10 protein-coding genes are annotated in these 13,427 nt (G+C 43.0%); 6 read left to right on the plus strand and 4 right to left on the minus strand.

Annotated features, from left to right (window positions below; translation table 11 throughout):
• Window positions 1-23: 23 nt before the first annotated feature.
• Window positions 24-1,433, plus strand: coding sequence for an IS110 family RNA-guided transposase (locus BK582_RS07090; RefSeq protein ID WP_078593737.1), 1,410 nt, complete (start codon window positions 24-26; stop codon window positions 1,431-1,433).
• A 680-nt stretch (window positions 1,434-2,113) separates the two neighbouring features.
• Here the strand turns inward: BK582_RS07090 and BK582_RS07095 are convergent.
• The 3 genes from BK582_RS07095 to BK582_RS07105 form a co-directional block, all read right to left on the minus strand.
• Window positions 2,114-3,964 carry a zinc ribbon domain-containing protein gene (locus BK582_RS07095; protein ID WP_078593739.1) on the minus strand — a complete coding sequence of 617 codons (1,851 nt, stop codon included), beginning with the start codon at window positions 3,962-3,964 and terminating at the stop codon, window positions 2,114-2,116.
• Window positions 3,965-4,024: 60 nt separating this feature from the next.
• Window positions 4,025-5,563, minus strand: a complete 1,539-nt coding sequence (locus BK582_RS07100) for a zinc ribbon domain-containing protein (protein WP_078593741.1) — start codon at window positions 5,561-5,563, stop codon at window positions 4,025-4,027.
• Window positions 5,564-5,650: 87 nt separating this feature from the next.
• Window positions 5,651-6,235, minus strand: coding sequence for a zinc ribbon domain-containing protein (locus tag BK582_RS07105; protein ID WP_078593743.1), 585 nt, complete (start codon window positions 6,233-6,235; stop codon window positions 5,651-5,653).
• A 487-nt stretch (window positions 6,236-6,722) separates the two neighbouring features.
• Here BK582_RS07105 and BK582_RS07110 point away from each other — a divergent pair, with 487 nt between their 5' ends.
• The 3 genes from BK582_RS07110 (at window position 6,723) to shc (ending at window position 11,060) form a co-directional block, all read left to right on the plus strand.
• Window positions 6,723-8,021: an acetamidase/formamidase family protein gene (locus tag BK582_RS07110; RefSeq protein WP_078593745.1), complete on the plus strand. Its 1,299-nt coding sequence runs from the start codon at window positions 6,723-6,725 to the stop codon at window positions 8,019-8,021.
• Between the two features lie 354 nt (window positions 8,022-8,375).
• The gene (locus tag BK582_RS07115) at window positions 8,376-8,720 is read left to right on the plus strand and encodes a YflT domain-containing protein (RefSeq protein ID WP_078593747.1); all 345 of its coding nucleotides are present in this window, start codon (window positions 8,376-8,378) and stop codon (window positions 8,718-8,720) included.
• A 456-nt stretch (window positions 8,721-9,176) separates the two neighbouring features.
• Window positions 9,177-11,060: a squalene--hopene cyclase gene (gene shc / locus BK582_RS07120; protein WP_078593750.1), complete on the plus strand. Its 1,884-nt coding sequence runs from the start codon at window positions 9,177-9,179 to the stop codon at window positions 11,058-11,060.
• A gap of 314 nt (window positions 11,061-11,374) precedes the next feature.
• On the opposite strand, the gene BK582_RS07125 is transcribed toward shc, so the two are convergent.
• Window positions 11,375-11,587: a superinfection immunity protein gene (locus BK582_RS07125; RefSeq protein WP_078593752.1), complete on the minus strand. Its 213-nt coding sequence runs from the start codon at window positions 11,585-11,587 to the stop codon at window positions 11,375-11,377.
• 451 nt (window positions 11,588-12,038) lie between these two features.
• Here BK582_RS07125 and BK582_RS07130 point away from each other — a divergent pair, with 451 nt between their 5' ends.
• On the plus strand, window positions 12,039-12,608 hold the full coding sequence (locus BK582_RS07130) for a hypothetical protein (RefSeq protein ID WP_244895355.1): 570 nt from the start codon (window positions 12,039-12,041) through the stop codon (window positions 12,606-12,608).
• A 185-nt stretch (window positions 12,609-12,793) separates the two neighbouring features.
• Window positions 12,794-13,420, plus strand: coding sequence for a YczE/YyaS/YitT family protein (locus BK582_RS07135; RefSeq protein ID WP_078593757.1), 627 nt, complete (start codon window positions 12,794-12,796; stop codon window positions 13,418-13,420).
• The last annotated feature ends 7 nt before the right edge of the window (window positions 13,421-13,427 follow it).

A 13,427-nucleotide genomic window follows, 5' to 3' on the forward strand; every position in this document is an offset into this window, starting at 1 on the left:
ATACAAAGAAAGAGTGAAGTCACATGGGGCGAAAGTATAAAAAATCTAAATCCACTTCTAATCATATTAGAGGAAAGAAAGGAAGTCAATTCCGAGCTGAATTAAGAGGGATTGACCTGGAGAAGGTATTGATCGTTTCGATTGATGCAGCGAAGTTTTATCAGAAAGTAATGGTCTGTAATTACTTTGGAGATGTCTTATTAGAACCTATGTTTTTCGGAGTCAATAAAAAAGGGATAAGTAGCCTTCATGAAAAGCTACAGAAGATCAAGGCCAAAGTAGAGGCAAAGCGTATTTTCGTTGGTATTGAAGCAACTGGCCATTACTACGAGGATATAGTAAGGGAATTAGAAGCCTTAAAATATGTGGTTACCATTATTAACGCAGCTACAACCTATGAAGAAAGGGCCGGAGCACTAAATTGGAGTAAAACAGATGACCTTGATCTGGATGCCATAGCGCAAGTCATTATTCAAAATAAGGGGACAGAAAATAAACTTCCGCAAGGAAAGTACCAGGAATTATTGACATTGACAAGAGCTCGCAGGAATGAAGTTCGTAAGAGATCGAGGGTAAAAGTAGAGATACGAACGCTGATGGATAAGATATGGCGCGAATTCCAAGGTCATGTTTTAGTAAATGGAAACACCCCGACTAAAGTGGAGTTATTCAGCGACTTCTGGGGGAAATCCTCCCTGTTTTTCATGAAGCACTTCCCTCATCCGGAAGACATACTCTCTATGGATGAAGAGGGTATTCGAGCCCTTTCTGTTAAGCACAATTTGAAATTGAGAGACTCAACCATTAGGAATCTTTTATATGTGGCCAGAGAGAGCCTATGTAAGCCAAAAGAAACCGTACGTCCAGAGTTATTATTACTTAAAATGGCTCTACAGAACATAGAGTACCTCAATGAAAATATAAAGGTTTTAGAAAAAGAGATTGAGAAAGTATTATTGGAGACAGACGGAAGGCTTCTGCTTAGCATTCCAGGAATCGGAGTAATTACAGCTGCAGAGTTTTATAGTGAAGTTGGCGACCTATCAAACTTTGAGCACGCTGGGCAAATTATAAAGAAAGCAGGAACCAACCCTATTGTCATCCAATCAGGTGGTCTGCAAGGGTTTCACGGAAAAATTTCGAAACAGGGAAATAAGAACCTTCGGTTTATTGTTTATACAATCGGCAAGTCTTTAGCTCAACACAATAAGGATCTGCGTTCCTATTACAATAAACTTCGAGATCGTGGCAAACATCAGAGGAAAGCCTATATAGCTTTAGGAAATAAGTTCATTCGTATTGCTTTTTCCATGCTTAAGAATCGTATAGTCTATGAAACAAAAGATGAGTCGTATGAGTATTTAAAGATGATGAAAGAGAAGTTACGCCATACAAAAATGAAGGATTTTTATCAATTGATTAGTGCAGCATAAAATTATGATAATTTGATTCTTACTAATAAAATATGAGTCTCCTCCTCTGGGGCTGAGGGAAAATCGACTCGGTGCCGGAGGCATAGACCTCGAGTGACAGCATGATTTACCTCGTCCTACAAATGCGAATTGTACGTTATGACAACGAAACCTGAACTAACCAGGCTGTATCCCTGTAGTATTGAAACGAGGTAGTGTTCTATTCAAGTCCGAGAAGAGTGAGACTCATCTATAAAGCTTTCTGTCAGTTGCTTAATGGTATTTTTTGTATATTTTTACGTAAGGTTATTTGGATTACGCAAAAACAAGAAAAAACTAATTGACATAGTACGCTGTCACCACCCGAAAAATCTTGTTTCACGGAAAATGTTTCACGGGGCTTTCGGGTGCTTGAGCTTCGGGAAAACGCGGGATGAGGATCCGATCCGTCTATAATCACAGCACGTGAGGATCCGTAAAGAAGCGCATTCGCTTTAAAACAAACAAAACGCCTGGATAATAAAATCCAGGCGTTTTTTGTTCATTTCCATAGCTAATCTTTTGGATATCCTCTTTAATTTTTCGGCATCGGCACGGGGAGATATGAGACAGTCTGCCGGCCCCTTTGTCCCGCCTCTATCCCGAAGAAAGAGGGTGCCGCCAAAAGTCTGGCTTTTGGGACACCCTCTTCCTAATTGGTTTTAATAGTCCTCACTGGAGGTCTCGTTAGTTTCGAGCAGCTCTGCCACTCTTAATCCTTCGTCTGTCATTCTCACATGATAGACGGAATCGAAGGCTTTTCGTTTTGCGCTGCCGTCTTCGTAATAAATGATATATTCCTCTTCTGTTTCTACTTTGAAGAGATCGTCATCCACACGCTCGACAGCTGTTGCTGCTGCGGAAAGGAAGTCTTCAAAGATATCCCTCGAATCAAGATAGTCAATATAATCTGCTACTTCTTTCTGGTAATCGGAAGCCGCAGGATCAATGAAATCTTCCACGAAGGAAAAATCCCGTGAATTGATCGCAGCCACATTACTTGAAACAAATGACTGCATCAGGGAAGAGAACTGGCTGAGATCTTCTTCGACCGCTGTCATCATAGTTTCATGCACTTCTTTATCAAGGTCATCCGCATCAAAGGTATATTCTTTCACATTGTCGCCGATAGAGTTCCAGGAAGATTCCATGCTGCTGATGAGCCACATCTCTGCATCTTCGTCATAAATCAGGTCATAAGTTATGTTATACAGTTCATCATATATATTTGGGGTATAGCCGCTGTAATAATCAGCTTCTTTCCAGTTTTCCGCGGTTGTAACATATGTCTGCCATTTGCCATCCTGTTCATATACAACCAGGGAGTCCAGGTCGAAACTGGTGCTTAAAAGGCTTCCTATATAAAGTTGATTATTCCTGTTCATGGAATTGATCGTCCTTGTAAGCTGTTCCCTGAGCGAAGGACCCGCATTCTGGACAGTAGACATGCTCCGTGAGATCTTTGCTTCTTTCCAGTTATGGAGGAATTCGTTGACTGATTCAAAAACAGCCTCAGCGTCTTCATCACTCAGTGTAAAGCTGAATGACAAATATTCAGAGTCCACAGCCCGGGGCCGGCTCTCAATCGTGCCGAACGGCGTTTCTTTTTCAAGGTGCATAGTTAATGATCCGTCCAGAAGAAGGGGTCCGAAATATTCTCCTTCTGCAGGAACGGAAGCACCTGTATTTTCTCCATTTATGAATATGTCTGCTCCGGAAATAGAGGAGTCGATTTCTGTATAGCTGATATTGAACCAGAGGTCGGCATAGTTTTCGTAAAATAATTCAACATCTGTTTCTACTTCCAGATCCATGAACTCGCTGTCCAGTACTGCCTTCACATTATGGACGCCTGGAGGGAAGGTGCCGAGTGTGAGCGTGTCCTCATGTGCAGATTGCGGTTCTGTTTCGTTTCCGTTCACGAAAAACTGCACGTCGTGGTAATTAGTGTATACATACAGCTCCTGGGGATGGACGGTAAACTCATAGTTGTCATAGAGGAAGAATTTTTTCCCCGTTTTCTCAAAGGTAATGAGCGGAATTTCCCAGTATTCATCGTGAACCGGCTCTTCGGCTGCAAGGCTGACATTCCCTTTGAAGGAACGGGCCTGCTCACGGAAAGCGTGTAACATATCGTCTTTAAGATAAGGGTAGTCTTTGAAATAGGATAAAATAGCTTCTGCAGATTCCTCTGTGAATTCTTCTGCTTCGCCAGTATAGCTAAGGTAGCTCATAAGTGCTTCTGCATCGCCTTCGCTCACTGCTTCCGTGAATTGGTCCAGACGTTTTTCCGGATCTGTATAGGCTTCACCTGCTTTATACAAACCGAAGAATAAGGAAGCGGCAGCAATCACGCTTCCGCCGATGACCATTGTTTTTTTCGAAAAAGAAGGCAGGGATGGCTTTGGCCCGGGAGTGTCCGGTGTACCGGACACTTTCATTTCAGAACCGCATTCCGTACAAAAACCAGATGAAGTTTCATGCTTTGCGCCGCATTTTGTACAAAAATTCATTGGATGATCTCCTTTATTGTTAATTAAGATTGTATTTTTCGCAGGAAGATGCAGGTCTGCTTATGCTGCCTGCTGTGAAGCAGTATTGCTGTTTGCACGGCTTGTGAAAAACAAAGCGCCGGCATATGTTCCGATAAAGGCAAGGACCGAGCTGAACAAGAGTACAGCAAAAGTAGAGAAGCCGAGAGACATCGTAAAGCTATCACTTAGGTTGGTAGTAATCGAGAAGCGGGAGATGGATACTATTGCCGCGTTCACAATGCCAAAGGAAATGGCGTAGGCGCCGATTTCATAGAGCAGGTTTCCTGTCCCTGCTTTCAAGAGCACCCCTCCCGTCCAGAAATGGATGGCCAGAGGGATCAGGATTAGCAGCCATAGAAAGCCGCCGAAAAATTCCTTTATGTCTTCTTCAAAGTAAGGGTCATAAGGTGTTGTCTTGGCTCCTCCAAGCACGGAATAGCCTGCACTCACCTGCTCATAGTCCATCTGTGCATCAAAGCTGATGGAAGACAGCTGGGACAGTGACCAGAAATAGCCGCCAATTTGTGAGACCGCCATCGTCCGCTCCCCTGTATTAGAAGGCTTGATTTCATCATGTGCAGAAATGAAAATGAACGCTGCAAAAAACATGATTGCCAGCCCGGCCGCTGTGTTGGCTGCTGCACGGGATAAAGATACACCGTAGTTCGTGTTTCTCCCTGGGCTCGCTGATCTCGGAACGGAGAGTACAGCCCCTGCAGTGGTGAAAATCAGGCTGATGATTAATGCATTTATAAGAGTAGAGAAAAATCCGTAGCTTGCAGAAATCGTAATATTGCCAATGAAGCCTGAAGGATCCGGAACATTGACGGAAGCACCACCGAACAGGCTGATGAATGCGATCATTACAGCATAAATGAGTGCAAAAGAAATATTTTTATAAAGGCGTGGCAGCATTGCCGATCCCTGCTGGTTTCTGTTCATCAGGTAACCGGCCAGGATAAGAACAATTGCAGGAATTATAAGGAATAGGAAAAGTCCACTCGATGTTGTGGCATAAAAGCTTGCAAACGCAATATCACCGCCGTAGCTTACCCCTGACATATGCCCGAGAAGCAGCACGTCACTTGCAGTAATGAGCTTCAGGTTCTGCAGGATGTCCGGAGAAAGCGACATTCCAATTTCATTGGAAATCTCGTCCATAATTAATCCCTGGATAAAGCGGTTAAAGGCGGAGCTGATGATGAATGTAAGAATGAATAACGCGGCAACTGCCATCCCGCTCCATTTAGCTGCATGGAGCAGATTATCTTTCTGGAAAATATCCTGAAAACTTGCTGGAGCCCCTTCCTGGGAGTGTGTGGAGCCATGGCTGTTATCTGATGCTGCCGCCGTCTGGTGAAGCCCTGATTCTTTATGGGCAGTGCTTATTTTTTCGAGGGAGTGTCCGCAGCCGGTACAATAAACAGCTTCTGTTGAATTCTGTTCGCTGCAGTTCCGGCAGAACTTGCTTTCTCTCCGTGTAACCTGGGCCCCGTAAGAAGAAGTTAATGGCATGCCGTCATTAACACAGTAGAGCGCACCTTGTTCATTTTTTGTTCCGCAATGTGTACAATGCAAAATATTCACCTTCCTTAATTATGTAGGGTTTTAGTTAGGTAGTTTTTAAAGGGCTAGGTTTATAGCCGGTTGAAAAGCTTTCCTGGCTTATACGGCAACAGGGACTTTCTTACCGCAGCATGGGCAGAAGTTAGCTGTGGCGGGGTAGGTGGTTTCACAAGCAGTACATGATCCAGCTGCTGATTCCTGGTTAGATTCTTTCTCCAGCTTACTGCCGCATCCGCCACAAAACTTATCGTCGGGGCCGTTTGCTGCACTGCAGGAAGTACAGATTACCTGACCTTCCGTGCCACTCTGGCTTAGTGCTGCTATGTTTTGATTTGCTGAATACATCTCTTTGTCCAGCTCTGTGAGGCCCTCTGCTGTTTTAGAAAACTCTGAATCTGTTATTTCACCTGTACGTAACTTCTGGTATGTAAGCTGGCCAAGCTCTATTAAAGCCTCAGACTTTTTCAGAGCGCTCTCCTGAACTATTTTTTTCAGACGGTTGATTTCCTTTGTGGTATGCAGCTTTTGCTTACCTTGTTCAATACCTCCCTGAAATTTTGACAGACCTTCGCCGATTTTGGATTGTAAGTCGTTTGACATAATGTGATCCTTCCTTTCTGTTTGTTTAATTGATAGAGCAATCTGCAGTTTTCCTGCAACTTTTGTCTCGAATCCTTTTCTCACTTTTCTGAAATCCCAACTCGCATTTGGTTCTTTTGCATTATATCGACGCTGCTAAAGAAAGTGTCCATAAGCAAAAAGAACTATATAAATGGAATTATATAATATTTGGGTGGTGCCTGTCACTACCCGATTGCAGGGGTGCCTGCAGGGGTGCCTGTCACCACCCGAAAAATCTTGTTTCACAGCAAATGTTTCACGGGACAGAGGGACAGGTAAAGTGCCCCTCTTGGAGGGCGCGGATAGGTGCTCGACAATCTATTTAATGCGGGAATTCAGTATATTTGCACCTGTTTAACACTACAAAATTATTAAGTTCACTCTCTCGGGATGATGGAGAGGAATCTCCTGTTTTTTCCGAAAGCAAAATTTATATTTTACCCGCCGAAAATATCACCTGACAGGCAAGTCATTTTATTTTTCATAGGTAATTAGTTTGGTGTATATTCGAATTGTAAGCGTTAACAAAAAAATGAGGGAGGCGGGGAAGATGAAAGGGAAAGAGACGATTTTGGTTAATGAGTTTATCAACGGTGTGCTGGATCCTGAAGATAAAATGCTGGGGCCAGTGAAAGACGGGGGACATATTGTTGCTAACACTACGCCAGGCTGCTGGGGGCCGATGATCACTCCATGTCTTCGAGGCGGACATGAGGTTACAAAGCCTGTGTATGTGGAAGGTGCTGAAGTCGGTGATGCGATAGCAGTGAAAATCGAGTCGATCCGTGTTACTTCCATCGCTACTGCTTCTGGTCATGATCAGCCGGTAGAAGGACGATTTAATGGAGATCCATTCGTTGCGCCGAAATGCCCTAACTGCGGAACGGTGAACCCGGATACGAGAATAGAAGGGATCGGCCAGGAAGCTATCAGATGTGTGGAGTGTGGCGAGGATATTACTCCTTTCAGATTTACAAATGCCTATACGATGACATTCAATGATGGCAAGCAGGTTGGGATTACATTAAACCAGCAGGGTGCTGAGAAAATCGCCCATGATGGGAAACACTATATGTCAACACCGGAAAATTCCGTCCAAAATCCGATTGTGACGTTCGCTCCCCATGATATTGTCGGAGCTGTCGCGAGACTTCGTCCATTCCTTGGTCAGCTGGGAACGACACCTTCAAGGCCTATGCCTGATTCCCATAATGCCGGGGACTTCGGTTCGTTTCTAGTTGGTGCTCCCCATGATTACACATTAACGAAGGAGGAGCTGGAAGACCGGACGGACGGGCATATGGATATTAACCGGGTTCGTGAAGGTGCGGTTATTATTTGCCCAGTGAAGGTTCCAGGGGGCGGTATTTACTTAGGTGATATGCATGCCATGCAAGGGGATGGGGAAATTGCCGGCCATACGACGGATGTTTCCGGCATTGTAACACTGAAGGTGGAGGTTTTGAAGGGTCTAACGATTGACGGGCCAATTCTGCTGCCGGTGGAGGAAGATTTGCCATACTTAGCAAAACCGATCACTGCTTCTGAGAGAAGGCAGGCGGAACAGCTTGCTGCAGAGTGGGGAATGGAGAAGCAATTAGAAGAGTCACTGCCGCTTTCTTTTATAGGTACGGGTGAAAACTTAAATGCTGCTACTGATAATGGGATGGAAAGAGCAGCTAAATTACTTGAAATGACTGTGCCGGAAGTGATGAACCGGGCAACGATAACCGGATCAATAGAAATTGGCCGCCACCCAGGTGTCGTGACGGTAACCTTCCTTGTGCCAGTAGAACGTATAAAGAAACTAAAGCTTGAAAAGTATGTTGCGGAGCAGTATGGGGGATAGAGTAGTGGTTCAGAGGGAGAGGAACCATAAGGTAAAATAAAAGGGAGACCGGGTTGAAGACACGAAATTACAAGTGTCTGAGTCAGATGGCTTAATCGTCCAGGCCGGCAAACGGAAATTTGCCAGAGTGCAAATATAAAGATAAGGTGCAGCTGACGCTGTGCCTTTTTTATTATCGGAAAAATAGAGTAATTGCCAGGTTATGAGAATAAACTCCCTCTTTACTAAAAAAACAGATTTTAAGATTTACTCTGGTTTTTTAAGGGTAAACGTACATTAGCATGTTTATAACCATGCATTCCCATCAAATGACTAATACTACGAAGCTTTTTACCTTTAAAGGAGGAAAAGATCATGAGCAGTCCAAAATTTAAGGTATTTCATAATGATGAAACGTTAAGCGAATCAATTAGCAAGCTTAGAAAAGATGGTGTCCGTGATGATGACATTTATGTTCTCTCTCATGATAATGACCATGAAAGAAGGACTCGGAAAGAAACAGATGCCAATAAGATTGGAGTAAGTGAAACCGGTGTTGGAACCGCAGTGAAAAATGTCTTCCGCAGCAAAGGAGACAAGCTTCGTTCCAAAATGATGGAAATCGGATTTGACTCAGATAAAGCGGGAGAGTTAGAAGAAGAACTTGATAAAGGAAAGACGCTTCTTGTTGTCACAAATCAGGATAAAGTAGAGTTTTAATAGCCCATTAGAACGCTGCCAGCTGAGCTTTAAATGTACCAAAGACCTGGTCTGGAGCTCATGTGGCAGTACATCGCTCAGGTAAACAAAACACATTTTAACAATTAAATCGAAAATAGTTACTAAATTAGTAGAAGGTATATCTGCATAAAGAGATATACCTTCTTTTACATATATATAATTTTATTTTCGAAGTTAATTCTTATTTTTCAGGGAACACGGGGACGGTTCGCATGCTTTCTTTTTGAGAAGCTGAAGAACCGTCCTGTTGGTTCATTGCTAAAACTCACTACTCATGTGCACATATACTGATACTCTATTATATCCCATCCAAAATCCTGACGTCTCGGACTCCTCCTTCCTCTTCCCATTTAACACTTTCTTTTTAAATTCATAGGCTATACAACGGGTTAAATCGGCTGCTGTGTGTCGAGCTTGTTGTAAAGGGGAGGGAATATGGAGCTGACTGAGAAAGTGGATTTAAAGATGGAGCAACTGGTCCGTGGTTTTCAAAACAGACAAGGTGAGGATGGCGCATGGCGCTATTATTTGGGCACGGGTGCTTCGATGGACGCGTATATGATTATATTTTTGAAATCATTAAAGCTCGGGGAAGACTGGCTGGTGGATGAACTGTGCCGGAGAATCCGGAGCAAGCAGGCAGAAAACGGGGCATGGAAACTATACCAGGATGAAGATGGGAACCTGGAGGCGACTGCGGAGGCCTATTTTGCGCTGCTTTATGCCGGAAACAGCCGTAAAAGCGATAAGCATATGAGAAAAGCAAGGGACTTTATTTTATCCAGGGGTGGATTGGGAAGAGTCAAATCGTTCTTGACGCAGTTTTTTCTGGCGATAACAGGGCAGGTTCCGTGGAAAAAAACAGTCGCTCTTCCGCCGGAATTTATCCTTCTTCCAAACTGGTTTCCGGTAAATTTATTCGATATTGCCGGCCATTCCAGAGTCCATTTCGTTCCTCTTATGGTTTTATCCAGCCGGAAATTCACCGTTATTCATGAAAGAACTCCTGATATTAGGGAGCTCTATATAAAAGGAAAAGATAATTCCAGTAAACTGGCGGCTTTCAACTTTATGACGGCAGCTCTGAGATCAGGTTCCAAACTCGTCCCTGTTCTTCCCACGTATTTAACTAAGAAGTCCGAAAAACGAGCTGAAAAGTATATGCTGGACAGAATTGAGGAAGACGGGACACTGCTGAGCTATGGAACTTCCACTATTATGATGGTATTCGCACTGATTGCCCTTGGCTGGTCAAAGGAATCTAAGGTGGTCAAACATGCTGTCGATGGTCTGAAGTCTTTCGCCTGGAAAATGAGAGAAGGATCGCATATTCAGCTGACTACCTCCACTGTATGGGACACAGCGATAATAAGTTATGCGGTACAGCAGGCAGGAATGGATCATGATAGCCAGTCAGTGCAAAGGGCCGCCAGCTATTTGCTGTCACGGCAGCATACGAAATTCGGGGACTGGAAAATGAAAAGCCCGAAAGCAGCACCAGGCGGATGGGGATTCTCCGATATAAACACAATATATCCAGATGTGGATACTGCCGTCGCAGCACTGCGGGCGATAAAGAAGGCTGATCCAAAAGATATCAGCCAGTCCTGGAAGCGAGGCCTTGACTGGGTGTTAAAAATGCAAAACCCTGATGGGGGATGGCCGGCCTTTGAAAGAAAAACAAATAAGAAGCTGTTGGCGAAGTTGCCTGTGGAAGCGGCGGAAAGCTATGTTATTGATCTATCCACTCCTGATCTCACTGGCAGGGTGCTCAGTTTTTTATGCGAAGAAACAGATTTTTCAGGGGAAAGCAATGTGGTTCAAAAAGGGGTAAACTGGCTTCTGAAGCAGCAGGAGGCAGACGGGTCCTGGTTCGGGCGCTGGGGAATCTCTTATATCCATGGGACAAGTGCCGCTATCATCGGGCTGCTTGCCGCCGGGGTAAAGCGTAATCATCCGGCCATTCGGTCTGGGGTTGCCTGGTTGGAGAGTAAACAGAATCCCGATGGTGGCTGGGGGGAATCCTGCAGTTCGGATATACACAAAAAATATATTCCGTTAGGCGCTAGTACACCAATCCAGACAGCCTGGGCTGTAGAAATGCTGCTGGAGTACTATGGGCAAGAGACAGAGTCTGTCAGACGGGGAATTGAATTTCTCACACAGTCATTTAAGAAAGAGGACTGGCGGGTGAATTACCCTATGGGCGGCGGAATTCCAGGAAGCATTTACTTTTTCTATGAAATGATGAATGACGCCTGGACACTGATCGTGCTTGGGAAATACAAGCATATATACGTCCGCGGTTGCCTTGTATAGTAAATATTTCATGAAACTAAAAAAAGCCACCGTTTTCCAACAGAATGAAAGCACCTATCACAGAACTTCCAAACTCAATCCCAACCAAATCTTGTGGTGCCTGTCACCGCCCGAATTTTCTTGTTTCACGGTGAATGTTTCACGCACTGGGCGGTACAGGTAGTTTGTTCCTCCTTTTTGTGGACTTTACTAATCTGGGTATTAAAATTCTTCGTATTATTTGTTCCGCCAAACTGCCTTTTAACCCCCACTTTTGCATAAACAAAAAAGCCTCAAGTCTACCAATTTAAAAGGTAAACTTGAGGCCTTGTTTGTTATTGTGTTACTTGTTCATTTTTTACTGTGAGAGCCCAAACGAGAGCTACTACCCATCCGATAAGTGACCAGCCAAGGAAAATGTTAAGAACTAAAATAGCTGCAAGATTGTCTTTCTTTCGTACGTACGCAACAATTGAAGGCGCAAAATAGACCCCAATGCCAATAATAAAGAGAATAATAAGAAATAGACCACCAATAAGACCTTCCATTTACAGCACCCCCTCTCCAAAAAATTGTTTTCATACTGCTACAGTAATGAACTACCTCCCTCTAAGCACTCATCAAAATCCCAAATAGAAGCAGAGCCAAAAAATTACGGCTAGCTGTATAGAACTTTTGGAGTAGTCTTAAAGTATGTAAATACACACAAATTTTACCATGATAAAGTATTGGAATCAAACTAAAGATTTAGATATTTTTCATCGGCACTTTCTGTATCTGGGGAATGTTGGGATACAACTGATTTTAAAGTGGGAAATATACAGTTTTTTCGATTGCTTTAAGAGCTGTAATACTTAGTAAAAAAATAGTTAAATTAACTATCTCATTTTCTTTAAATAGTTTTGTATGGTCTATAATGGAAGAATAAAAGGGAATAAATCTTATACATTGTAGCAACCCGGAGAAAAATTAAAATGATGGATCTGCCGGTACTCAATTATGGTAAAAGTGAAAGGAGAGGTGCAAATGCCAGTGATTTATAAGAACTTCAGAAACGATGCTTATTTTTTGCATAGTAAGTTAACAAAGAAAGGAACGACAACGTATCATTTTTCAAAAGATGCGAAAGGTGCTGCCGATTTAAACCAGATTCCAGAAGGGTATGAGATTTATGAAAATCCTAATGGGAGAGTGTTTTTGAGGAAAGAGCAAAAGCCTGTTATACATAAGGAAGAAATCAGCGTAATTAATGACGGAATGAAAAAGTATTCGGAAATAGAAGACTTTAAGCTGGATATTAAAAAGAATGTTGTTTTTATTTATACGGTTGAAGACTTATACTTTAATAGTTCTATTCCGAAACAACTTCTGCAGCAAACTAAAAATTATGCCACGGAATTGCGTTTTGTGCTGGTGGATAAAGAAGAGCGTGCATTTGAAGTGGAACGATTCAATTATAGTGGCAGCGTTGATGATTGGATTTTTCTTGATGGATCCAATGATTTGGAGGCACTTGTTCAAGAATATGTCCAGCATCTGGGGAAGGATTCGTTTTATGATTTGATGTGAAGAGCATGGGGGCGGTCCCCGTGCTTCTTTCGTCATATAGTGGATAAGCCGAACTTTAATTAATAGCCGCTGCAGTGGCTGCATTGAGAAATGAAACCCCAGCTGGGTCTGATAAGGCCAGGGTGACTATGTTTTCGGTAAATAACGCAGACAAACAAGCATTCTACTGAAGAAGAGGTGTTGTAATGACAGAATGGTATTTTAGAAGTTTGTACTACACAATTGGGCTCAGCTGTATTTCGTTTGGTGTAAGTTTAATGGTAATTTCTAATTTAGGAGTTGGTCCGTGGGATGCACTGTTTGTAGGCTTAGCCGGAACAATTGGTTTATCTGTTGGCAGCTGGATATTAATAGTCGGCAGCTTGCTGATAATCCTAAACGGCAGGTTGTTACGAAGGAGAATGGATTTCACGGCATTTATAACTATCCTGATATTAGGAGTATTAATTGATTTCTGGTTAATGTACGTGTTTCCTGGTATGCTCCTGACTGTATTAATTGTCAGGCTGATCATTTTATGTCTGGGTATTACCTTGATCGCTTTAGGGGTTGCGCTTTATCTGCAAGCAGATTTCGCCAAGAACCCTATTGATAATCTGATGCTGGCGGTACAGTACAGGACAGGAAAAAGTTTAACTTTTTGTAAAACTGCAATAGAATTAACTGCTTTAATCCTTGCCTTTTTAATCGGTGGTCCCATTGGGCTAGGGACTGTTCTGGTCGCTTTTTTTATTGGTCCTCTCATCAATCTTTTTTATACCTCCATTTCAAAGCGTAAATTTCTGAAAAAAACAAAAATTTTAAATAGTTAAAGGAATC

Source organism: Evansella clarkii (assembly GCF_002019695.1).
Lineage (GTDB): Bacteria > Bacillota > Bacilli > Bacillales > Salisediminibacteriaceae > Evansella > Evansella clarkii.

Coding starts and splice junctions, on each gene's coding strand:
- BK582_RS07090 (WP_078593737.1), top strand. CDS start 24: ATGGGGCGAAAGTATAAAAAATCTAAATCCACTTCTAATCATATTAGA.
- BK582_RS07095 (WP_078593739.1), bottom strand. CDS start 3,964: ATGAATTTTTGTACAAAATGCGGCGCAAAGCATGAAACTTCATCTGGT.
- BK582_RS07110 (WP_078593745.1), top strand. CDS start 6,723: ATGAAAGGGAAAGAGACGATTTTGGTTAATGAGTTTATCAACGGTGTG.
- BK582_RS07115 (WP_078593747.1), top strand. CDS start 8,376: ATGAGCAGTCCAAAATTTAAGGTATTTCATAATGATGAAACGTTAAGC.
- shc (WP_078593750.1), top strand. CDS start 9,177: ATGGAGCTGACTGAGAAAGTGGATTTAAAGATGGAGCAACTGGTCCGT.
- BK582_RS07125 (WP_078593752.1), bottom strand. CDS start 11,587: ATGGAAGGTCTTATTGGTGGTCTATTTCTTATTATTCTCTTTATTATT.
- BK582_RS07130 (WP_244895355.1), top strand. CDS start 12,039: ATGGTAAAAGTGAAAGGAGAGGTGCAAATGCCAGTGATTTATAAGAAC.
- BK582_RS07135 (WP_078593757.1), top strand. CDS start 12,794: ATGACAGAATGGTATTTTAGAAGTTTGTACTACACAATTGGGCTCAGC.